This window comes from Rhodopirellula bahusiensis, assembly GCF_002727185.1.
Taxonomy (GTDB): domain Bacteria; phylum Planctomycetota; class Planctomycetia; order Pirellulales; family Pirellulaceae; genus Rhodopirellula; species Rhodopirellula bahusiensis.
Window position 1 is genome coordinate 41,421 of the sequence record NZ_NIZW01000019.1, and the last position, 22,604, is coordinate 64,024.

The 22,604-nt window shown below is 56.9% G+C and carries 22 protein-coding genes and 1 tRNA gene; 4 read left to right on the forward strand and 19 right to left on the reverse strand.

Going from position 1 to position 22,604, the window contains the following annotated elements:
- Positions 1 to 102 precede the first annotated feature (102 nt).
- From CEE69_RS22000 to CEE69_RS22035, 8 genes are all read right to left on the reverse strand, one after another.
- Positions 103 to 606, reverse strand: a complete 504-nt coding sequence (locus CEE69_RS22000) for a hypothetical protein (RefSeq protein WP_099262869.1) — start codon at positions 604 to 606, stop codon at positions 103 to 105.
- Positions 607 to 720: 114 nt separating this feature from the next.
- Positions 721 to 1,086 (reverse strand): rod-binding protein, encoded by a 366-nt coding sequence (locus CEE69_RS22005; RefSeq protein ID WP_233215512.1) that lies wholly within the window; start codon positions 1,084 to 1,086, stop codon positions 721 to 723.
- A gap of 103 nt (positions 1,087 to 1,189) precedes the next feature.
- Positions 1,190 to 2,326 carry a flagellar basal body P-ring protein FlgI gene (locus tag CEE69_RS22010; RefSeq protein WP_099262776.1) on the reverse strand — a complete coding sequence of 379 codons (1,137 nt, stop codon included), beginning with the start codon at positions 2,324 to 2,326 and terminating at the stop codon, positions 1,190 to 1,192.
- Positions 2,326 to 3,210: a flagellar basal body L-ring protein FlgH gene (locus CEE69_RS22015; protein WP_099262870.1), complete on the reverse strand. Its 885-nt coding sequence runs from the start codon at positions 3,208 to 3,210 to the stop codon at positions 2,326 to 2,328. Before CEE69_RS22015 ends, CEE69_RS22010 begins: the two co-directional genes overlap by 1 nt.
- Entirely contained in the window at positions 3,207 to 4,676 is a 1,470-nt protein-coding gene (gene flgA / locus CEE69_RS22020) for a flagellar basal body P-ring formation chaperone FlgA (protein ID WP_099262777.1), read from the reverse strand. The genes CEE69_RS22015 and flgA overlap by 4 nt, the downstream gene beginning before the upstream one ends.
- 6 nt (positions 4,677 to 4,682) lie before the next feature.
- Positions 4,683 to 5,489, reverse strand: coding sequence for a flagellar basal-body rod protein FlgG (gene flgG / locus CEE69_RS22025; protein ID WP_099262778.1), 807 nt, complete (start codon positions 5,487 to 5,489; stop codon positions 4,683 to 4,685).
- Positions 5,490 to 5,529: 40 nt separating this feature from the next.
- Positions 5,530 to 6,351, reverse strand: coding sequence for a flagellar hook-basal body protein (locus CEE69_RS22030; RefSeq protein WP_099262779.1), 822 nt, complete (start codon positions 6,349 to 6,351; stop codon positions 5,530 to 5,532).
- A 95-nt stretch (positions 6,352 to 6,446) separates the two neighbouring features.
- Entirely contained in the window at positions 6,447 to 8,216 is a 1,770-nt protein-coding gene (locus CEE69_RS22035; protein WP_099262780.1) for a GGDEF domain-containing protein, read from the reverse strand.
- A 522-nt stretch (positions 8,217 to 8,738) separates the two neighbouring features.
- On the opposite strand from CEE69_RS22035, the gene CEE69_RS22040 reads away from it, so the two are divergent.
- The gene (locus tag CEE69_RS22040; RefSeq protein ID WP_099262781.1) at positions 8,739 to 9,035 is read left to right on the forward strand and encodes a BON domain-containing protein; all 297 of its coding nucleotides are present in this window, start codon (positions 8,739 to 8,741) and stop codon (positions 9,033 to 9,035) included.
- A 137-nt stretch (positions 9,036 to 9,172) separates the two neighbouring features.
- Here CEE69_RS22040 and CEE69_RS22045 read toward each other — a convergent pair whose 3' ends face one another.
- The 3 genes from CEE69_RS22045 to infC all read right to left on the reverse strand — a co-directional run bounded on the left by CEE69_RS22045 (position 9,173) and on the right by infC (position 12,291).
- Positions 9,173 to 10,546, reverse strand: coding sequence for an asparagine synthase-related protein (locus tag CEE69_RS22045; RefSeq protein WP_099262782.1), 1,374 nt, complete (start codon positions 10,544 to 10,546; stop codon positions 9,173 to 9,175).
- Positions 10,547 to 10,603: 57 nt separating this feature from the next.
- Positions 10,604 to 11,566, reverse strand: a complete 963-nt coding sequence (locus tag CEE69_RS22050; protein WP_099262783.1) for a phosphoribosylaminoimidazolesuccinocarboxamide synthase — start codon at positions 11,564 to 11,566, stop codon at positions 10,604 to 10,606.
- 194 nt (positions 11,567 to 11,760) lie between these two features.
- Positions 11,761 to 12,291: a translation initiation factor IF-3 gene (infC, locus tag CEE69_RS22055; protein ID WP_007329878.1), complete on the reverse strand. Its 531-nt coding sequence runs from the start codon at positions 12,289 to 12,291 to the stop codon at positions 11,761 to 11,763.
- Between the two features lie 519 nt (positions 12,292 to 12,810).
- On the opposite strand from infC, the gene CEE69_RS22060 reads away from it, so the two are divergent.
- The 3 genes from CEE69_RS22060 to CEE69_RS22070 all read left to right on the forward strand — a co-directional run bounded on the left by CEE69_RS22060 (position 12,811) and on the right by CEE69_RS22070 (position 15,623).
- Positions 12,811 to 12,884 (forward strand) — tRNA-Val (locus tag CEE69_RS22060).
- Positions 12,885 to 13,061: 177 nt separating this feature from the next.
- On the forward strand, positions 13,062 to 14,042 hold the full coding sequence (locus CEE69_RS22065; RefSeq protein ID WP_099262871.1) for a tyrosine-type recombinase/integrase: 981 nt from the start codon (positions 13,062 to 13,064) through the stop codon (positions 14,040 to 14,042).
- A gap of 15 nt (positions 14,043 to 14,057) precedes the next feature.
- Positions 14,058 to 15,623: a type IV secretory system conjugative DNA transfer family protein gene (locus tag CEE69_RS22070; RefSeq protein ID WP_099262784.1), complete on the forward strand. Its 1,566-nt coding sequence runs from the start codon at positions 14,058 to 14,060 to the stop codon at positions 15,621 to 15,623.
- A 78-nt stretch (positions 15,624 to 15,701) separates the two neighbouring features.
- Here the strand turns inward: CEE69_RS22070 and CEE69_RS22075 are convergent, their stop codons facing one another.
- The 8 genes from CEE69_RS22075 to CEE69_RS22110 all read right to left on the reverse strand — a co-directional run bounded on the left by CEE69_RS22075 (position 15,702) and on the right by CEE69_RS22110 (position 22,379).
- Positions 15,702 to 16,016, reverse strand: coding sequence for a hypothetical protein (locus CEE69_RS22075; RefSeq protein WP_099262785.1), 315 nt, complete (start codon positions 16,014 to 16,016; stop codon positions 15,702 to 15,704).
- A 43-nt stretch (positions 16,017 to 16,059) separates the two neighbouring features.
- Positions 16,060 to 16,392: a hypothetical protein gene (locus CEE69_RS22080; RefSeq protein WP_099262786.1), complete on the reverse strand. Its 333-nt coding sequence runs from the start codon at positions 16,390 to 16,392 to the stop codon at positions 16,060 to 16,062.
- Positions 16,393 to 16,422: 30 nt separating this feature from the next.
- Positions 16,423 to 16,626: a helix-turn-helix domain-containing protein gene (locus CEE69_RS22085; protein WP_099262787.1), complete on the reverse strand. Its 204-nt coding sequence runs from the start codon at positions 16,624 to 16,626 to the stop codon at positions 16,423 to 16,425.
- Positions 16,623 to 17,390 carry a hypothetical protein gene (locus CEE69_RS22090; protein ID WP_099262788.1) on the reverse strand — a complete coding sequence of 256 codons (768 nt, stop codon included), beginning with the start codon at positions 17,388 to 17,390 and terminating at the stop codon, positions 16,623 to 16,625. The genes CEE69_RS22085 and CEE69_RS22090 overlap by 4 nt, the downstream gene beginning before the upstream one ends.
- Positions 17,391 to 17,441: 51 nt before the next feature.
- Positions 17,442 to 18,155 (reverse strand): hypothetical protein, encoded by a 714-nt coding sequence (locus tag CEE69_RS22095; RefSeq protein WP_099262789.1) that lies wholly within the window; start codon positions 18,153 to 18,155, stop codon positions 17,442 to 17,444.
- A gap of 43 nt (positions 18,156 to 18,198) precedes the next feature.
- A complete protein-coding gene (locus tag CEE69_RS22100) occupies positions 18,199 to 18,855 on the reverse strand; it encodes a hypothetical protein (protein ID WP_099262790.1) in 657 nt (218 codons plus the stop codon).
- Positions 18,856 to 18,865: 10 nt separating this feature from the next.
- The gene (locus tag CEE69_RS22105; protein ID WP_099262791.1) at positions 18,866 to 19,615 is read right to left on the reverse strand and encodes a hypothetical protein; all 750 of its coding nucleotides are present in this window, start codon (positions 19,613 to 19,615) and stop codon (positions 18,866 to 18,868) included.
- A 91-nt stretch (positions 19,616 to 19,706) separates the two neighbouring features.
- On the reverse strand, positions 19,707 to 22,379 hold the full coding sequence (locus CEE69_RS22110) for a hypothetical protein (protein WP_143549305.1): 2,673 nt from the start codon (positions 22,377 to 22,379) through the stop codon (positions 19,707 to 19,709).
- Positions 22,380 to 22,604: the final 225 nt, after the last annotated feature.

Sequence of the window (22,604 nt, forward strand, 5' to 3'; positions counted from 1 at the left end):
GTCGCATTGTGGGACCACGACAAGTTTACCTATTTAGGAAAGTCTGCGTCACTGGTGTAGCCTCCGCAGAGTCTCCATGTCAATTCGTTTTGAAGCGCTTCTTCAGGCGGCTTCGTTGAACAGTTCGCCACCACCGCGATTCTGTTTTTGGCCGCCGTTGGCGCTGGGTTTGCCGTAGGTCGGCGGAGCGGCGACTCCGGCGAGTCGATCAAGCATTTCCGATTGGAACCGCGTCAAGTGATACTGGCAGACGAACAACGCGTTGGCGCGTTGGTGCGTGGTTTTGATCTGCTCGGCGGCTTCGCCACAGCGTCGTGCCAGTCGAGCGTCTTCGATACGTCGCGATGACAGGAGCTTCTCGGACAAGCTGAGTCCGCTGGTTGGTGCTTCCGAGTCGCGAAGCAGAGCGTCGCGCCGTCCCACCATGTTTTCAAGTTGCGAAATCGTTTCGGCCAATTTCGCGGTCGACTCGTCGACTTGATTGGGTTGCAGATCGATGGTGCGGACGCGAGTTTCGTCCAGGATCAGGTCCATCGCCTCAGTGATTTGAACCAGGTCGTCGACATAATCGGAGACCCGTTGAGTCCATGATTGATGAGCAGACATTGTGTTGGTCATATTTCAGAAGGAAGGCGGTCGGGAAAGGATTCGTTTGCTATGGAATGTGCGAAAACGTCTCAAACGGTCGGACTGTTCGTGTGAGGATGGGACCTCGTTCGATTAGGCACGACGTTGCATTTGGAATAGTTGGTACATGGGTTCGGCGATTGTTTCGGACGATGCTTCTGACATGGCTTCGACGAGGTGTTGATCCATTTGTTGCTGGAACACTTCCTCGGTGCGTCCGCCATGGAAGTAGGCGGGCTTGCCGACTGATTCACGCATCGTCGACAGCATGCTTCCGAACAAGGTTTGCCCGACGAAGTCACCGAAGGCTTCCTTCAGTGGCTCTTCCTCTTTGGTGTCCGAACCAATCGTTTTTGATTTGGATAGTGCATCCAAATTGGCTCTTGCCTCGCCACTGTGCGGCATCGGCAAAGACGTTGCTTGCAATGACGACAGTCGGGATGAAGAAAGTGGTGACATGGCGGGTTCGACCTCATGATCGAAAGTCGGCGATGGGAGTGGCGGCGAAAAACGGAGTGTCGATCATTGGGACAACTCACGGTTCATTGCCGATAAGTGATCTCTACCGAAAAATGACTTCGCCGTACAAGTCACCTTTCGCTTTCAAGGTCTTGATGATGGCAATCAAGTCTTCCGTCGGCACATCTAATGCGCCCAGTGCATCCGCCAAACTTTTCAGCTTGGCCGCGGATGGAGTTCCATCGGGACCGATCTCAACAAATCGGCCTCCACCACCGGCTTCGATTCGAAGATTTCGGTGAGTGACCAAAACCGGTGCGATCTCGACGTCTTCGCCGATCACGACCACGCCGTCGGCTTCGTTGATCACAACGCGTTTGCTGCGGTTGGCCAATTGAATCGGGATGTCCAGCAAGAACGCAATGAATTTGATTGGGTTGTCGCGATACAGTGGCGGCACGGTGACTTCGACATGCAATTGGTCGATGGCTCGAGCATGCGCCGATTCGCGGTTTCCATCGCTGGTCTTTCGGTTGGGGCTTGCCAATCGCGAAACGCTGCGATCGCCCATTGTCAGCGAGGTCAGACTGTTGACTTCGTCTTCGATTCGTTGAGCGGTGTTGAAATCCGCAAAGTCTCGATCGATGACCAGCGTGATTCGGTTATTTTGAACGTAAGAAGCTCGAACGGAAGTTTCCATCTTCAGCCCACCTTGAATCGTCGCCGAAGTCGGTTGCGAGTCAGGCGAGACGGTGACGCGTCCTTCTGCCATCCCGTACACGGTTGGGTTGTCAGCTCGCGGACCGAGCATGGGGGTAAGCATCAGGTATCCGCCGGCCAGGCTTTTGGCACTGATCGCGTTGATGGTCACGTCCAACACATCGCCTTGCTGAGCTCCGACAGTCGGAATTGTGGCGCTGACAAAAACCATCGCGACGTTCTTTGCGTCGCCAACTTCTTCGATGTTCAATCGTCCAGCGGCGTCCACCGCCATCGGGCCGCCCATCAACTGCATCATCCGAGCGAGAGCACGACCTTTGGGTGCAGCATCGCCATCGCCGGTCCCTTGAAGACCGACCACCAAGCCCAGGCCTTGCAGCGTGTTGGTTTCCTGCCCCTTCAAGCGACATAGGTCACCGAGTTTCAATCCGCCAGCCATCACCGATGGCAAGCTGCATAGGGCAGCCCACAGAATCGCGGTCAGGAAAACGGTCGTTCGAAGCATGCGGTGGCTGTTCATCAGAATGGTTTCAAACGATCGAAGGCACGTTGGAACCATCCGCGACGGTATCCGTCTCGCAACTGGCCCTGGTCTTGTTTGTTAATTTCGAGGTCGATTAAATCGCGGCTCAGCACGACGTTGTCGGGGCCGATGTCTTGAGCACGACAGATACCGGACAGCGACGTTTCCCAAAGGTTGTCGTTGACGCGATATTGCTTGCGAGCTTCCACGACCAAGTTGCCATTTGGTCGGATGTCGACGATACGAGCCGCGATGTTGAACGACATCGATTCGCGAGACTCGACCGACGCTTCGGCTCGCGAGTTGGCGGTGGTTTGGGCGTCGACGGTTGGATCGCCATCTTCTTGTGGATCAGGGATCAATCCGCCGCTGCCGAGTTTGATCCATTCTGACAGTGTGGCTTGAAACAACGACACACGACGTTTCTCTGTGTCGCCTTCCGCCATCATTCGGGCAATTTCGTCGACACGGATGGTGACGATATCTTGAACGCGAAAGGCTCGCATTGGCGGCGCGGGCTGATACGTCCAGCTCACTCCTGCCAAACCAACCGCCGGCGGTGGTGAGTTGTCGTAGGTGGGCGCCGCTTCCATTGAATTGGGTTCGTTTGCGTCGTCGGGATACTGACCCGTGGGTACACGCTCTGCCATTCCCGGCGGAAGAAATTCGGGTGGCATGACAGCAGCGTCGGGGCCCACACCGGGAACCGAACGCTGTTGAAGATTGTTGACAGGAACCACGGGGCCGGGCGACCGCGCAGGTGCGTTGGGCATCCACGGCGGTGTGGCATGCAGCAACGACGAGTTCTGAGCGCTGGCGAAGCTGCTGGTCAGCATCAACGACATCGCGATGGCGGCGAACGAACGAGTCACGGACGTCATGGTTGCGGTTGCCATTTGCGAGTGGGTTTGTTCGCGAGAACGCGGTTGGGTTGTGTCACGATCTCGACGACCGATGGTTCCACGACTTTGGCCAGCAAACGTCGTTTGGGTGACAGCGTTTCAATTTCGATCAATTCGTTTTGGGCACCGTCCCCCAACGCTTTTGCGGTGGTCGTCACACGGATGCCTCCGCCTGAGACCTGAACCTCGACCAAGTCACCTCGGCGAACCAATCGTGGCGCGGCAAAGTCGCTGGGCCGAAGTGGCACGCCGGAACGGATCAGTCCGACGACTTCCATTCCCATGATTTCGTCCACATCCATGACACGGTCACCGGACAATTCCACAACGGGTGACGGCTGAAAGTGAACGTCACCGGGGCCGACACGGTGGCCTCGTTGCAGTGGACGTCGAGCAACAACGACAGCAGGCTTGGGAGTGAATGTCACTCGCACAATGCCTTCGCACTCATTGGTCCGGGATCTCGCGTCAATCTTCAATCGACATGTGATCGGTTTCGGGTCGTCCGCTGACCAATTGGGCATCGCATCGAGGAATCGCATGTCCCGAATGCCTTGCATTTCAGTCAGCTGTCCCACTTCATGCGAAACAAAGGAGGACTCGTAGTCAAAGGCGTCGACCAAATCGCGGTACTGATTTTGGAGACCCAAATGGACCCAGTGATCGAGACGCTCTCGCGTTTCGAAATCCAAGTCGTCTTTGGGCGACGTCGCAGTGTTTTGTGTGAAGGTAAAATTCGAGGGTTCGTCAAGCATCGCGTGTGCGACGTACGTTGCATCGACCGAATCCGCCTGCATTGACGCGGGATGTGTTGCGGATGACTGGGCCGCGGATGACTGGGCCGCGGATGACTGGGCCGATATCGGTTGAGAAGATATCGCCTGAGCGTTGGCGTTTGCCAATGCGATTGATTCCTTGACCGCGTGCACAACGATGGTTTCGTCACCGTAGATTTTGATCCGGCTCGCCGTGGCTTGGCCGCCGACGATGAGGTCCGCCAATCGATCGCGTGAGATCTTGGCGGGAGAACCATCCAGTGGCATCAACCCAACGGTCGCATCGGCCAAACGCGGCCATGCTGCAAAGTTGGATTGCAATGGGCGAACAACGTCACGAAGACGAATGATTGGTGAACCGGTGGTGGCATTTTCAACTGCTGAAAATTGCCAACGAGTGTCCGCGTCGATCGTTTGACTGTGAGGACCCTTGGGCTGACCCGATGTTCGCATCGACGTGGGCGAAACCCTTGGCGTGGGATTGCGATTGAACTTTGGATCGACTCCATAGAACGGCGTTCGCATCGCGTCGTTCGCGATGGAGTCGGCATCGCCAGGCGTTTGTGCTGGCGAATGAAGTGAGAGAAAAATCGAGCACGCCGTCGCGCATGCGAAGATCCACCCTTTGGTGAAGGCGGATCGAAGGAGCGTATTCGAATTCGGAACCATCAAGGCTTAGAACCGTCGAAGTTGAGAGATGTTTTGCATGACTTGATCGCCGGCCTGGACCGCTTGGCTGTTCAGTTCGAATGCCCGCTGGGTCGTGATCAGATCGATCAGTTCTTGAACTGGTTCAACGTTGGATGCTTCCAAGTTTCCTTGACGAAGCACACCCATGCCGTCTGTTCCTGGGTTGTTGATTTGTTCGGGACCGGATGCGTCCGTTTCCGAGTACAGGTTCTCGCCGTTCTTCAGCAATCCGTCTGGGTTGATGAAATTGGCGAGCTGGATCTGGCCTTGGTTGGTCAGTTCCGTTTGCCCCGGTTGCCGCACCATGACTTCCCCGTTGCTGTTGATGACAACGGCGGTGGCATCGGGCGGGATTGTGATTGGTGGATCGAGCAGACGGCCGACCTGCGCCGAACCCATCACCAATTCGCCGTTGGCATTGATGTCCAGGTTGCCCGCACGCGTGTACATCGTGTCTTGGCTGGATGGATCGACGACGCGAAAGTAGCCACCGCCTTGAATCGCGACATCCAAATCGCGGCCGGTTTGCTGCAGCGTGCCTTGTCGTTGATCGGTTTGGGTGCTGGTCACACGAACGCCCAGTCCAACCTGCGTGCCGACCGCGGTGGGAGTTTGCGTGGCGTCCTGGACGCCGGGATAGACCTCGGTTCGATACAACAAATCTTCGAAGTTGGCGCGGTCTTTTTTGAACCCGGTTGTGTTGATGTTGGCCAGGTTGTTGGCGATCACGTCCAGTTTGGTCTGCATCGCCTCCATACCGGTGGCGGCGGTGTACAGCGTTTGAACACTCATGCAAAATTTTCCTTGTGAGAGAGCGACGACTGCATCGCGGTTAGCTCTGTAGGACGCGACCGATCAGGGAACCCAGCACGCTGTCTTGGTTCTTGATCATTTGGATGTTGGCTTCGTAGGCACGGGACGTTTCAATCATTTCCATCATCGTTCCCGTGGGACTGACGGCGGATTGTTCGAGAGAACCAGCGACAACATTGCGATCGCTATCGGCAGCCAAGCTGAATTCAGCCAAGGGGCGGAACAGGTTGCCACCGACGTTGGCTAGATCGCCGTAGCTGGCTGGTTGCGCAAGCATCAGTTGCTGAGTCGCACCGGCTTGGTTGATGGTGCCTTCCGCGCCGACGGTGAACGGACGTCGGGGATCGATTTGAATTGGCCGGCCGTCTTTTCCGAGCACCGCGTCGCCACCGGAATTGACCATCGTGCCGGTGGAATCGAACAGGAAGTCGCCGGCTCGGGTGAGCAGTTGTTCGTCGCCACGCTGCAGGACAAAGAAACTCTTCTTGTCGTGCAACGCAAAGTCGGTTTCGCGTCCGGTTGTCCGAATCGCTCCGATGCCGAACTGAGTCTGTTCGGGCTGGATGGTCACGCCACCGCCGATGTCATCAGCGCCCCCGAGACCGGGTGACACCATGCCTTCTTCGATCAGCTCCGAGAACCGTGCCTGCAAGATCGTTTCGCTGGGTTTGAAACCCGGCGTGTCGACATTGGCAAGGTTGTGGCTGATCTGTTGCAGTCGGTGGTTTTGTGCCTGCGCACCCGCTGCTGACAGATAAACTCCGTAGGGCATGGACCGCTCGCTTGGATCGCGTGACTCCGGTTCCGTCGAACCGCTCGACGTTCCTTTGGGGGTACGCAATCGGAGGAGCGAACCTCAAGGCCAATTCTTGAGGGAAAGTTCACCGAAAGTCAGAATTCGTTCCGAAGACAACGAATTCGCGTTGGATTCCCGTGTCAGGAAGTCGCCATTTGGTGCGACAGCACAGGCATCTGGTTGTCTTGACCACTCTGGCGAGCCGCCAATCCCGCGATCGCACAAACTTGCTTCAGCGACTTTTCGTAGGCCGACATGGACTTGACCGAGGGAGCGATCTGCAAGATGCCGACCGATAGCTTTTCGCCATCGCTGGACTTCTCAGCTGCCGCCAGTGAGACGCCGATCGAACCGGCCGCACCGCAAATTTGGTGGGCTCGTTCGAGCACATCGTCGGCTTCCAAATGAGGCATGCAGATCACCAGGGTCGATTGGTCCAAGCAACCGATGTGGTCTTGATTTCGCGTCGCGGCACGGACCAATTGCAACAACGAACGCATGGTCGCCCCGCTGGGTTTGCCCGACAGGCGAACGCTCATCAATTGGTTGGCTGCCTTGGCACGATTCGGCGAGGTTTGCATTTCCTCGACGTAATCGACCATCGTCGCCAAATCGGGAAGGTAGCTCAGGGCCTTGGGCCGTTCGCTGGCAGGTTCCTCGAGAATCTCTTGGACCTCCTCCACCACTTCGGGAGCTTCCGTGGCTTTGTCTTCGACCACCGCTCGTGGCTCGGGTGCCTGTTCCAGCTCGACGGATGATCGAGTGTCTCGGGCCAACGCTTCCACTTCCGTTGCCAATTCTTCTTCCTGGGCTCGGGGAGCAATGGTTGGTTTTTCAAGCGAGTCCGAACTGGACGAGATAGGTTTGACCGGAATGGCTTCCGATGACTTTGCCTCGACGGCGGGTTGTTCGGCAGGAATCTCAGCGGTGGTTTCGGCTAGGGGTTCACCAGCTCGAACGAATCGTTGTTGGTCGATGTAGTGGGCACAGTCTCGGCCGACTTCCTTGGATCGATACAGAGCCTCGTCGACGCGTTGCAACCAATTTTCAGGAGTTTGCTGTGGCTCAAGTGCACCAATACCGACGCTGGCGTTGACTTTCAGGCACTTGCCTTCGAAGCGAACTTCGCGTGTTCCGATGGCGACCCGCGTTTGCTCGATCAATTCAACAGCTTCCGCCAGTGTCGTGTCGTGCAGCATCATCACGAACTCTTCCCCGCCAAAGCGAGCGACCATGCCGTGTGGCTGCAAGCGTGCGTCCAGCAACTGCGAAACGACTCGCAGCACCTCGTCGCCCGCGCGGTGGCCATGGGTGTCGTTGAACTTCTTGAAGTGGTCGACATCGAGAACGGCCAACACGCCAGCCCGAGCCGGGCCGAGTGCATGACGTCGTAGCAAGTGCTCGTCGAAGGCACCGCGATTGAAAATTTGTGTCAGTGCATCGGTTTGAGCCTTTTGCTCGGCCGATTGCAGTTGTTGCGATTGCTCGCGAATTCTGGCTTGGGCTTCGGCCAACTGATTTCGCATGACCTCGTTGGCCGCAATCATTTGGTCGACAGCGTCGACGATCGCGGGCGGAGAATTGGACAGGTCACTCTCGTGCAGCGTCGTGCTCAAGTTTTCAACGCGACTCTGATGAGCGTCGACGTCGGCAGCGATGGAATGCGTGAACTGTCGAACACGATCAGCAACCGCCATCACCTTCTCGGCGTCTGGGCCTTCTTCGATTGGTTCGATGTCTTCGCCAGCTGGCGATGCATTCTCGGAAGATTGCAAATTGGCCGAGGAAGCGGATGGTTGCGGAGTTGGTGAGTCAGACGCTTGCCCTTGGTTGTAAAGAGCATGCATCACCCAGCCGCAAGTCATTCCGGCGCCGCCGCAGCTGGCTGCAATGATGATATCGAGAAGCACGTGTTAGTCCCCGCAGAGGATCGCTTGGTTCAATTGGACGATGAGTGGGCAATGGGAGGTGGTCGGACCGAAGTGTCGATTCACTGACCTCACCCGTCGCGTTATCACGTGAGCCGTCTGGCGGACCATGTGTCGGTCTGACCCACCCGAATGATGCTCACGTGATAGAACCCTACGTCACAAATTGCGACAAACTGAAAAAAGTCGCCCTTGCGTCCCCCTCTTTTGCCGGCTGGGTTGCAGCCGTTATGACGGAGACCGAAATCGGCAACGCAATGCCGCCAATTTGCCGTGTGGACACAACTTGAGAGAAATTGATCAAGCTCAGTAGAAATTTCCGCGGTTGCGACCCATTGCCCCGGGACTTCCTCGTTTAACACGTTTCAGTCGGCTCTCCGCAACAAAATGACAAAATTGGCGTGGCCTGAAACGCAAACATCGGAAATATTAGTAAGGACAGCGTTTGCGCAGGACAAACCTATCTGGGCCATTCATGACTTCCTGAAGGGAATTGGGACATTTATGCATTCGATCACGCCAGCCGACCACACCGCCACTCTCTCCGGTGCACCAACCGGTTTCTCCGATTCTGCCAACGATCGTGTTTCGGAAATCCGAAGCACCGCCGCGATCCAAGCACTTGCTGAAAGCAAGGTTGCTGAGCTGCGGTTTCTTCGGGTCGACGAAAGCGAAAACGAAATTTGCTTGACCGGCCGCGTTCGCAGCTTCTATCACAAGCAACTGGCTCAAGAAGCCATCCGCCCCGTCGCCGCGGGACGCCAAGTCGTCAACCGCGTCGATGTCTGCATGGGCTCCTGATCAGCTTTCGAGCTGCTCGCCCAATCTGCTCAATCGCTCGTTTTAGTCAGCGCACCAGGTTCTGACTTCCGAGCCGAATGATGGGCTTCCCGGCCTGGCGACTCAAACGCCAGCGATCAAGCCGACCTTCCCGCCTCTCATTCTGCGGGCAGTCGTTCGGCGAGCTTGTCCGTCGCGAACGCATCGCTGAAATACTGACGGTACTCGGTTTCTTCGACAGGGAACAAAGCGTCGAAGGCATCTTTGCCTCCCGCTCCATGCTGGAAGCGACGCTTTGGATTGACTGGCATCTGCATCCCGGTGACCGACTGCACGCCGGCCCCCACGATTTGGCCCTTCAGTGCGTACAGTTTCTCGTGGTCCCAATCGGTCATCTCGATGAATGGCGTTCCTTCGGCAACCTCAATCACCTCGGGCAATGCCATCGGACTGAAGCCGTGAAAGCCCAACCGACGTGCTGGAGCACTCGTGCGGACATGCCCGCGACTCTGGCCGCCGCTGTACACGAGCGAATGTTTCACCGCATCGACGCCCCAACCTTCTTGGTAGAGCATCTGATTGTTCAGAACGCTTCGAATCGTTAGTTCGGGATTCTCTTCAATCGGATAGTCCTTGAAGTTCTCGTCACCGCCGTCGCCATCAACCAAGTATTTCCAGTCCGGATAGCGATCACGAATGCCTTGGCACAATGCCAAGCCCATCGTGGCACTTTGGATGTCCAGTGGTTTGTAGTCTTCGGTGACTTCGATCGCGGACCGCCAATCGATGTGAGACTTCTCGACCGAGATGACTTCCAGCAGCATCGGCATTCCGATCGCTTCCAAAAATTCGCTGGCTTGCGCAAAGTCCGTCTCGCGAGAGTGAGCGTTTTCTTTCACCGACAACACGAACGCTTTCAATCGTTGAGGCGTCTGCCCGGACTGTTTTAGAGCATGGATCATCGCGATCAGAACGGCTCCGCTGTCGATGCCGCCGCTGAACATGACGCCGATCGGTGCGTCGTTCTCGATCGTATTGATCCAGTCCGAGCACGCACCGACCAGTCTTTCGATGTACCGGGTGCCGATCTCTTCGATACTGGCGGGAAGCGTGTTCGATCGCGGGTCAAAGAACCGATGCAGCGTCGGATTGGGATCCGGGCAACCAGTCAGTTGCAACTTCATCACGTGATGAGCCGGCACCATTCGCGTGTACGAAGGATGGAACTGATCCTCCAACCCTTCTGCTCGAAGTTGTTCGAAGATTTCATCGATTCGCTCGGCCACGATCAAGCAAGGTCCCGCCGCCCGCTTGGCGAGGAAGTATCGCATCGGTCGTCCGATCGAACGAGCCATGTGAACGGTCTTGCCCTCGGCTTGCAGAATAGCGAATTGACCTCGGATCTTTCCGACCGCTTCGGCGTCTCCGCTACGCACCGCAGCCTCGGCCGCTTCACGAGTGGTGCCCAACAGGATGTCGCCGTTGGGGTCCAGCAGGTTGACGATGCGTTCGATGACCGGAGGCGCGTTCATGGCAGAGTTCTCGACGAAAGAAAATGATGGAGGAGCAAACGAGGTGGCAACGGAAGATCAAGCGAAGGCTTTGCCAACCAAGCGTTCGTACCCTTCACGATAACGATCCGCGGTTTGGCGAGCGATCGAATCCGGCAGCGGTGGCGGAGGACTGTTTCGATCCCAGTCCGACTCTTGCAAGTACTCGCGGACAAATTGTTTGTCGAACGATCGTTGCGAGTGCCCAGGTTCGTACTCGTCGGCCGCCCAGAACCGAGAGCTATCCGGCGTCAGGACTTCATCGATCAACATCAACTCGCCATCGACGATGCCAAACTCAAATTTGGTGTCCGCGATCAGCAGCCCACGCTCGGCCGCAATCTTGGACGCATCTTGATAGATCGTAAGGCTCATCAGCCGCAGTTGACTTGATTGTTCCTCGCCGAGCGATTCGCTCATGACCTCGTAGGAAACGTTTTCGTCGTGACCCTCCTCGGCCTTGGTCGCTGGCGTGAAGATCGCCTCGCTGAGCTGGTCGCACTGCTTCAATCCAGCCGGTAACGCAACACCACAAACTTCGCCGGTCGCTTGATACTCTTTCCAGCCGCTGCCTTCGAGGTAACCTCGCACGACACATTCAAAGGGAACCACCGAGGCTTTTCGGGTCACCATGACGCGACCTTCGAGAGGCTTCGGGTCAACTTTCGCGGCGACCTCTTCTGGGACGTCTGTGCTGATCAAGTGATGCGAGATCGATCGAGAAGTGCTCGAGTCGTCATCGCTAGCAGAGCCAACATTTTGACCGATTCGCCCGGCATCCATTTGCTCGAACCAGAACCGGCTCATCGCGGTCAGCAAGCGACCTTTGTCGGGGATTCCGGTGGGCAAGATGTAGTCGAACGCGCTGATGCGATCGCTGCTGACGATCAGCAACTGATCACCCAGATCGTACACGTCGCGAACTTTGCCTTGGCGGCGTGGGAACGGCAGTTCGGTGCTCAGGAGAGCCCCAGCGGCATCGAATTGATAGGTGTCATTCATGCCGCAGATGGTCGCACACCGACCGAGCTCCGACAAGCATCATCCATGTGGCATAGGCTTCCAGCCTGTGGAGACCACGATCCACCCAGAGTCAGGAACACAGGCTGGAAGCCTATGCCACTGCAGAAGAGACGCCACCAACGCCGATCAGAATCGGCGTGGCGGGAGGAATGAAAGCGACCGTCGACCAAAGCTTACTTCGGTGCGATCATGCAGATCATTCGTCGACCGTGCTGTTGAGGCTTGGTTTCCACCTTGCCCACTTCGCTCAAGATCTCGATGACCTGTTCCATGACTTTGCGACCTTCCTCGATGTGAGCCATTTCGCGGCCACGGAAGAGAACGCTGACTTGGACCTTGTCCTTGTGTTCCAAGAACTTCTCAGCTTGGCGAACCTTGGTGCGAATGTCTTCGTCACCGGTTTTGGGTCGCAAGCGGATTTCTTTGGTCTTGGTGTGAGAAGAACCGCTGTTCTTTTTCTTGTTTTTGTCGTACTTGAATTTGCCGTAATCCATGATTCGACAAACCGGCGGGCGCTCTCCGGGGGCCACTTCCACCAAATCCAACCCTGCATCGCGAGCACGCTCGAGAGCCTGTTCGGTTGGGATGATTCCGAGTTGTTCCCCCTCTTCGCTGACAACACGCACGGGCGTGATGCGGATTTGGGCGTTGATGCGAGTTGAATCGCGATTTTCCGGTTGTACGTTTCTGCGTGCCAATGCCACTAAAGCAATCTACTCCGGCCGGGAGGCGTTCCGGCGCAAGTGGAAATCAAACCGATGGCAACGAAAGTGTTCCCATCGCAGCGGGCGGACGCGCCGTCCAGTCAAAACCGCTTCCTAAACATAGGATAGTCAGCCTGACTAGTGGGGGAGGAATTCCTGAAATTCGCTCCAACCGCGTCAACCCCAATTTTCTGAAGTATCCGGGGGTGGGTCCGCAGCCGTCAACAGCGAATTGATGAAATCTTTGCGTTTTCAAGGATCCGCGAAGGTTTTCGACGCTTGTCGGCCTCCACGATGGACCGCAATCAGTCTGCGAGGAGACAATCCGGCGGGGATCGAAATTTGCGGGGTCGGGGTGGCTTGACGAACCGTCAGGGTCATCGCAAACTGTGCGACCGCTTTGGGAACATTGGCATTGGAGCTTGTCCTCCAGACGACCGATTTCTAAGCAAAGTGCCCGCGAGACAAGCGGGAACCCTCGGGTCGAGGTGCTGGATTTGATCCGGACCAGACCCCGACGGGCGATTAGCTCAGTTGGTTAGAGCGCCACGTTGACATCGTGGAGGTCACAGATTCGAGTTCTGTATCGCCCATTCCCAAAAAGCCCGCGAAAGCGGGCTTTTTTATTGCCCCGACAGCACCGATTGCGATCCTGAAATCGCCAGATGCACGGTTTAGTGCACGGAATCGAATGCAAACTCGGGAGCATAGTGATGGCTGGAAAACCCAAGCCCTTTTTTCGTAAGCAGACCCAGTCGTGGTACTGCTCAATGAATGGTCGGCAGATTCGCCTCGGCAAAGACAAGACCGCCGCCGAAACCAAGTTCCATGAACTGATGAGCGATCGCGACTCGATTACGTCTGAGATTACGACGCTGTACGCCCTCTCGCAGCGATTCCTGGACTGGGTGAAGGAAAATCGCAAGCAAGGCACCTACGACAACAATCTTCGCTACCTAAAAAGCTTCATCGACTCGGTCGGCAAACGGCTCAAAGTCGGCCAGATCAAAAAGCACCACATCACCAAGTGGACGGCGGCAAACTCTCACTGGTCCGACACGGCCACCAACGATGCGATCGCGATCGTTCAGCGGATGCTCAACTGGGCTGTCGAGGAAGGCTACCTTCGGTACACACCGCTGCCGAAAGTTCGCAAGCCACGGCGCAGACGCCGGGACATCGTTTACACAAGTGACCAATGGCAACAAATCAAGGACGCCGCCACGGGACCGCTCGTTGAGTTTCTCGATTTCTTGTACTGGACCGGCTGCCGACCGAAGGAAGCAAGGATTGTCGAGAAGAAACATGTTCACGACGACCTGATCATCTTCCCGGCTGACGAGTCCAAAGGCGAAACCGAGCCCCGCGTTATTTTCCTATCGCCTGATGCCAAGGCGATTATCGATCGATTGGTCGAATTGCGTCCCGAAGGTCCCCTCTTCCGCAACGCCTACGGGGGCCGGTGGAAGAAGGATGCAATCAAATGCCGGCTCAATCGCATGAGCAAGAAACTCGGCTTTCGCGTGATCGCCTATGGAGCTCGGCATTCCTACGCAACCAACGCTTTGACAACCGGCGGGGTTGATCCTATCTCGCTTTCCCACTTAATGGGACACAAGGACACCGCGATGGTGTCGCGTGTTTATAGCCACCTTGCCAAGAATATGGACTTCCTCCGGCAGCAGGCAGCGAAGGCGAACCGAAATGCCTCGGCGGATTCTGATACCGAGGGCGATGGGACAAGTAAGTGATTGCGGAGAAGATGTATGAGTGATGGTGAAGGTATGTCGTCGTTGCTCGATGATTTGCCGCGGGGCCGGCACGCTGATGACATCGGCTCGATCGAGTCGGCGTTCTTCGAGCATCCCGATAACCTTGCTGCGGCCCCGTCTCTGCGGATGGACCCGGAGAATAATCGGCAAGCGAAGATGTTCCTCGGTGTCGTCGGGGCGGAGATCCGCATCGGCGACCAGCTGGCCAATGGTCGTTTCCCGCGATGGGCCAGCGGCGGCGTCCCAATCGGTGTCGCCGATGATCGACATCACTTCCTGCTGGCGGGGTCACGGGCCGGAAAGGGGCGGTCCGTCCTGACGCCTAATTTGATCTCGTTGCCCAAGTCAACGTCGGTGTTGGTGCTCGACCCCAAGGGGGACCTCGCCGCGATGACGGCTCGGTGGCGGCATCAGGGTTTAGGGCAGGATGTTGCGGTCACCGATCCGTTCGATTGCTCGGGTGCATCGACCCGTTCGTATCGATCGGCCTTCAACGCGGTCGACTTCGTCGTCGGCAGCCATCCCGATGTCCTGACGGCCAACGCGATGCTCGTCGCAGATGCCTTGGTCGTTGAGAACGAGCAGAGTAAAGACCCGCACTGGGATGAATCCGGACGCGACTGGATCGGTGGATTGATCGCTCACGTCGCCACCCACGCCAACTACGAAGGACGCCGCGACTTGGTGACCGTGTGGCAGTTGTCGTCCGAAGCCATGCAGCCGCTCGCCGACGACTCCGGACGCTACGCCCTCGAAGCCGAAATGCTGCAGTCTGACGCCGCGGGTGGATTTGTCCGAGCCGCGGCTCAATCATTTTACGGACGCTCCGGATCGGAGTTCTTTGGCGTCGCGTCCAACGCCCGTCGCCACCTTAGCTTTATCGGAGTTTCGGCGATCCAGAACGTCCTGCGAGGCCCCTCGGTCGATCCCAAAAAACTCAAGAGCGGTTCGCTGGCGTGGTACGTCACCAGCCCCGCCATGCGAGCCCCGCTGATGCGTGGTTTTCAACGGCTCGTGGTGCAAATGACGCTTGCAGCATTCGAAGAGGAAAACATTTCGACCGGTCACCAAACCGTGTTCATGCTTGACGAATTCCAATCGCTTGGACGATTGCGGGCGTTGGAAACGGCAATCGCCCAGTTCGCGGGTCTCGGTGCCAAGCTAATGATCGTGCTGCAGGACTTGCCGCAGATCAAGGCGGCTTATCCGAAGTCGTGGCAAACCTTTCTCGGCAATGCCGGCGTGCTTCAGGCGTTCGGCGGCAATGACGACGAAACACTCTCCTACCTCAGCAAAAGGCTCGGGGAGGCCCTCGTTAAAACCAAGTCGTTGTCACAGCCCGGCGTGTCGCAATTGATGCGAGAGTCGGCCACCGGTTCGAGTTTTCAACTCAGCTCCAAACCCCTCCTCACTCCTTCCGAGATCGAACTGTACTTTGCCCGCGACGATTCCAAACTCCGGCAATTGATCCTGCGCCCCGGCTTCCGGCCGATGATCTTGCAGCGGGTCTTCTACGACCAATCTGAGTATTTCTGCAATCGGTTCGATGAGCGGTTCTGATGCGTCGACAAGCCAGAATTAGATTCTGATACCAAAGGCGTGGCATAAGTTTGCGAGGATCTTGAACAGTGTGTCGATCTAGCCGAGATGTTCCCTCAGCAACACGTCGTACCGTCGTGTGAGTGAGCGGCATTTGATCTTCTCAAGTCGCGAGGACACAGATCGATCTTCGGTAGCCGCCGCGAGCGAAAGGTCCACAATCGCATCTCGAAGTGGATGTTCGCTATGCTCGGCCAAAAACAACGTGACGCACCCGAGCATAAGATTGGGCTTCCCGATTGCGATGTGAAGCTTCATTAGCTCAATCAACGTTTCCGCCTTTTTATCTCGGTGATACGCTTCGGTGAATCGGTTGATCAGTCGCTGCTTTCGATCAAGACCGGATTGGTTCATGGTGTAGTGCCTTACATAGTTGAGATGTAGGTATTAACGGATATCAGCCCAAGCCGGGGCCGCGGTCCAACGGCGTGGTGCGGTGACGCCCCAAACGGTTGAAATCAACCTGGCGCGGGGCATCCTTTCCGGTCCGCGTGTCCGGCAATGCGTCGCCACTCGTTTTTTCGGCGACGGTCTCACGAACTGAACCGCGACTGAGGATAGGACCACCCGGTGACGGGGCGGGAGCGGGCTTTGACAACTTTGGTGCCTTTGAGTCTTCGGCAGCCTTACCGAAATCCTTTTTTGCTTCGACAGGTTTCAGTTCGGATGGGGCCGCTTCCGGTGTGAAGATTGGGGTAATCGCCGGCGGGGGCCAATTGGATCGGGCCATCGAATAGCTCCGTTGAGGAAAGGGAAAAAATTAGAAGTGAACGGTTTGGTCGGCGGGCAATGCCGTCTTCTCGCGTCGCCGCGATTCGAGGTAGTCCATTAAATCCTTCTCCGAGATGCGGCGGCACGAACCGATCTGATAGCTCGGCAGCTCGCCCCGTTGGACGATGCCGTAGACGTGCGACGGGCTGACCTTCAGCAACGCCGCCGTTTCTTTGATGGTGAACAGCGTCATCCCAAACCTCCCCGCGTGTCGGCGACCCTGTCTAAATCCAAACCGACCGCGTCACGTGAAGTGCTCCGCAGGGTCGGCGTCGTGACTTCCAACGCGACGTTGATCAGACCGACCAAATTCTCAGCGGTCTCCTTGTTCATGGAGGCCACCGGGATCGTGCGGACGCTGCCCTGGCAATCGTTCTCACCATCGAACCGATCGGCGGGCCCGCTGCGAAGCACCAGTTGCAACGTCTTCGATGTTTCAAGTTCATGAATGCCGGGCTTCTTCTCTTTCCCGTCGTCCCGCGGTAGCGACGCCTTGTACTCGGCCGCTTCGGGATCGTCCGCGATGCTCGGACGGATCGCCAGCGGTTCGCCGCCAGGAAAGCGGTCCATCCGAATGCCCTCGTCGTAAAACCAGGATCGAAACGCCACCACGTCGCTGGCGACGTAGATCTTCAAACGCCTGGCGAACACGATCCGTGACAGCGGCTTCGGTAAGCTGCTCTTTAGCACCCGAAACCCCACCATCGAAGCGATCAGCGTCCCGAAACCGACCAGTGCCCACCGCGTGATCGGGGGTTCGATCGGCGGCACTAAAATCTCGACCGCTAGAAATGCCACCGGAGCAAACGCCAAGGCGAAGACACCGGATGCCAAACGTCCACGATTAGCGGTTTCCCAACTTGGGATGCGTGCCGAAATGACCGCCTGCTTGTTCTCGTCATCAAACATCATCGACGGCCAAGCCGGCATTCCCGGGCGGATGAAGCGTTCATACATGGCGGACCTCGCAACGATGTGAAAGGAAAAGAGGGAAAAACGGCGACGGGGTCAATCGAGCCGTGGCATTGGCGGCTGGTCGGTTAGTGTGTTGGCAATCACGTACTGGCCCCGTTCGAAGCCGCAGTGGTCCATGATCTCGGTCCACTTGTCGGTCTCAGACAACGCGACGTAATACAATGCCAGGCCGTGGCCGGCGGACTGATAGGTCTTCAGCTCGTCAACCAGGACGCGGCCGTGAGCCTTGCGTTTTTCGACATCGCTTTCGGAGTCGATCAGGTCGCTGATCGTGACCGTCAACACCTTGGTGTCCTGGCCGGCGTCGGGCATCCGGTTGGCATACGCGATGACATTCCCCATCGCTTCGTAGATCGGGCTGCGGTTCGGATCAGACTTCGACATCAGAAATGCCGACAATGCCTCGGGGTCTTTGAATCGCTGACGAAGCTGACGAGGAGTGCCTTCGAACAGCACGGTTTGGTCGGCACTAGTGGCACTGGTCTGGCCCAGCACGACCTTGCAGTCGTTTCCCGTTTGAGCTTCGAAGAACTCAGTTACAATGGTCATCAACAACGGGAAGGCCCGCTCGCCAAAGTCATGGCTGAACGATTGGCTCAGGTCGACGTTGATCAGCAAACAGGCATCGAGTGGTTTGGTCTTGAACATCGGTTTGGCCTGACGCTCGACCTTGGCGACGCAGCCGGTCAAGGCCATCGATATTGCCGCGATGAGGGCGATAGGAAAAGAAAGACGGGGTACATTCATGGCAGAGTTCCTGAAGATGAAGGTTGGGAGCGATACGTGCGGTTCAAACCCGCTTTCCGGTGGCGTAGTCGCTGTGGAAGATGGCAAAGCATGCGCACAAAACGACATAGAGCACGCAGCAGGCGGGGCCGGCGTAGACAGGGACTTCACCCCAACCGTTCGTCCGCGACTGAAGGCCCAGTAGGAAGATCAAAGCATCGAGTCCAATGACCCCGGCGGCCACACCGGCATAGAGGTAGAACAACGCAGGCAATTTCTGACGGTACGACAGGACATCGCCGACACCCTTGCTCTCGTTGATGACTCGAATCCACACAAGCGAGGTCGCCAAGATCAGCAAACCTGCGATCACGTGGGCCAAGTCGAGCTGATCCCATCCGCTGTACATTTCCAACCGATCCAGCATGGGAAACGGGAGGCGTGACAGCTTCGTCGAGGTAACGTCGAGTAGCATGCGAATGCCCTCCCCGGAGATCGGGATGATGGCCAAACACGACGGCGGGATGACGACGCCGTTGAGCAATCCAAACTTCAGCTTCTCGCTCGGCTTCTTCGCCCGCGGGATCGGTTTCGAGTCATCCATCGTTGAGGAATGGCCGCGGTCGGCGGCGGTTCTCCCAAAACGGGATGGCTCGCCGTTGTTCGAAGTCGAACGGGGCGTGGCATCGTTGAACGTGGACAGCTTTTCTCGCTTTAACATGGGCGACTCCTTAGGCGACTCGGGGGGCGGTTTGCTGTTCGACGGTCACCCGCTTGTAGGCGGCAAGGGCCGCTTCGAGGGCCATCACGATCGTCTCGTCATCCACGACGACGGACTGACTTTGCCGGCGGACGAGCACGTGCAATTGCGACTCGCTGTGTTGCCACAAGACGGCTGCATCGGCCGATTTCGGCGACACCGAAGGGGTGGGCTTCTCCGCGGTGCCGCCGTCCTGCCCCGACTGACGGCGGGCGTGTTTGCGGATCAGATTTTTGGCAACTTTGATCGTCAGGAAGTTGCCCGCCCGGGCAAACTCCAATGCCTCCGAGCGTGCGGCTTCTTCAACGTCCTTGCCGGCCAGAAGCTTCAAGGCTTCGCAGGTGCAACGTGCTGCGGTCACGCGGTCATGTAACAACTCGCGGCCGAAGGTTCGAAACATCGCCAGTGTGCGAAACAACTGCGTTCGAGAGATGCCGGTCTCGTCCTCCATATCGGCAAACAACTCGGCCCGCGTTTTGTCGGTCGTCAAGTGGTCGAACATCGTCAGCAACGCACCGGTCTCCAACGCGTTGAACGTTCCCCCGCCTCGGGTTCGATCTGCGATAGCCGTCATCGCACGACCCCGCTGATCTTCGTCGAGGGAGGAAGCCTCACGATGAATTTCAAACTCGTTGGCGTCGGCAATGCGGAGAGCCAAGTCACCGTTGTCGACGGACGTCCCGTCGGTATCTCGAAGAAGGGTTTGATACAGTTCAGACATATCACTTAATCGATTGAAGGGAGAGGAAGGGAGAGATTGACCGGCTGCTTGGAATGGGTGTCTGTCACCAGCAGCGAACGGTTCAGATGAATCACTTCGCGATCGACGCAATGATTGCATCGATCAACGAGTCCGGGTCGGAAGCAAGTAGTCCGTTGGGCACGGCATCAGCAATGGCCGCGAAACAGGCACGCTCATCAGGGTCGTGACCGCAAAACTGCATGACCACACTCCGGTTGGTTCCGGGCTTCGTCGCCCACTGCCTAATCGGATTGACCAGCCCACTCATCGATTGAGCTTTTGTCTGAAACGCCTGCTGCAGAAGGTTTTGGTCGATGGTCGCATGGTCACCGACGACCATTAGGATTTGATGCGTCTGCGCGTCCTCGGCCGATAAAGCCTCCAAGGCGACCGGCAGATGAAACATCCATTTCCCATCGCCTGGTTCAGTCTCGATGTCGGCAAGAAAGCTGCGTAGGTTGTTCGCGTTGGCTGTGTTGCCAACGTCACAAAGCGGCATGGTCTCAAAGCCGACCTGACTGAACGTCCGCAAGCCGATCTTCGTGCTGCTCGTCAGCGGCACCAACTCGACGATCAATCGGTCGATTACCACATTGCCACGGTCGATGTTCTTTTCCATCGACGCCGAGCGGTCATACAGAACGAATACCTCGACGCTCTTCAGTCTTGACTCCGCCCTGCTTCCACCGGCAGCCACTAGGCGTTCCTCGATCGACCCGTTGCGATCGACCGCCGATAGGCGACGCTCTGGAGCGGGCCTTATAGAGGCCGATGTCACGACCGGAACTTCAACCGGTGTCCGGGGCATAGGCGGATCGATGCGATCGGAAGGCATCCGCGGATCTATCAATGCCGGTTTATCAACCTGATCAGTCAGGTCGATGGGGGGAACGATGCGATCGAACGCCAACGCCCGCTTTAGGTCTCGCGTGAACAGGATCGAGTTCGCACCCTGTCGTCCGAAGTAATGCGATACAAAATCGCGACTAGCGTCGGCGTGCCACGACGACCGTGCCCAGCCTGAATTCAACGATAGGAACGCAATCATTGTTCCGTCTGGATACTGGTTAACCGTAGTAAAGGGCGTTGTTGGCTCATCGATGCATCCTTTCGAGGGCACTAATCCATCCGCCATCGAATACGTCGCATGATTTGGGTCTGTCATGAGCGGTGGTGCGAACAGCAGAACGCGGCACGGCAGTTCGGTTTCCCTTAGATCCTCAATCGTCTTTGCAATCTCGCAAATTCCAATATGTGTTTCGGGGCCGGTTGGCGGATCAGCCCAGTAGCTTTCCATCGCCGGGTATTGACGAATGAAGTTTGCATTGCGGACACGCGCGTCAAATGTCCCGGGTGGAACAACCAAGCGTGGGCCCGAGCCCTGACCTGGCGTGACGACTTTGACCTCGCTGCCCGATGCCAACTCTTCGAGAACGAGGAGCTCCAGACGCTCACCAAACTGGACCGGACGACCTTCGAGCGAATCGAAGATAAAAAGCTCGATCGGCTCGTCGTAAACATTTCCACTTGCGGTTGAAGGCACTCCGGTCGATCCATCGACACCCAGAGTCGGCGTTGTCCGTCCACAGCCAACACTGGTTGCTCCGAAGGTCAACGCAGCTAATAAGACCAACGGTGCTAGTCGATCCGCCTGACGACGAAGTTGCTCCGCTTTACGACGGTTCTTTCGGTTCTTAACGGCGCTGCGAATGGCGTCAGCATGTTCTTCGACTACTGCCAATCGGCCGATCAGGATTTCTTTCAGCCCGATCAGCGTCTGCGATGACACCCGAATCGAGTCGTTCAGTTTGGCGATGTATTCGGAAAGACCTGCCGCAATCGCGTTCTCGACAGAAGCGGGCCGAAAAAACTTGCCGGTAAGGCGTCGCAACCAATGGAAGGCCATCGCATTAATTAGCGATAGCGTGCCCATCTGTATTGCACTGACATACCAAGGCGGGGTGGAAGAATGTATGGTCCTGCCAGCGATCTGCCGAACCGTTTGATCGCCCTCGGTTTGCATGCAGAACAGAATTGATGCCGTTATCGCGAGACTAAATCCAGACACCGCGATGGCGATATAGAGCCAATGACTCTTGTCACGCTGACTCATCAATGCGATGAACTCGATCGAAATCAGCGTGCCGAAAATGGACGCAAACGAAAAACAAAACGCCTGAACAACCCCAGGTTCAATGATGGCACCCGTTGTCGGATCGACGTCCTGATAGAGATCACTTGCTCGAACCACCTCCACCGCCGTGGTTACCTCACTGAAGGAACCCACACCCATCAGCAGAAGCAATGAGATGATGCATCCGAGAACGAACTTTCCGTCAGTCGATTTTGCGAATGCCGCGTTGAACTTGGAAACAAGGATCTGCCGGTCGATGCCATCAAGCCGATCTTGTGCCTCGTCACGTGCCGTCCTGGCCTGCTTGATCGCATCATCAACCAGTGGGATCAATGATCCGACAGTGCCAGCCACCGCCTGATTAATCGGCCAAGCCCGTCGCGAAGACACGCGATCAATTGCTGATTCAACACCCGTCGGCACGTACTTCACATGCTCGGCAGCAACATCGATCAACTCGCCCGCCGAACGGACTTGTTCAACCAAGTCCAGTCCCTTGTCAGTCAAACAGGCAGCCGGATATCCCGGCGGACCAGTCTCGGCGTCGAATCGAATAAATTCGTGAGTTCGTTTCGGGGCACGGTCGGGCGGGTTCGGGTCGTTGTTCATCCGACCATTCATCCGCTCCGAATGAAGGTTATGTACAGACATAGCATTCCTAAAGACAAAGGTTTAGCGGTCCCGCTGTGAGGCGGGAAAAGAAGCCAGGTGGCGGTTCTGGTAAGTCGTGCGGCAATACGCAGGCTTGCCGGGAGATGCCGGCGGAAGAAGGCAGCTAACACGTGCCGACAACCACTGAAATCTCCGTCAGCGGCTCAACTATAGGCAGTAAGA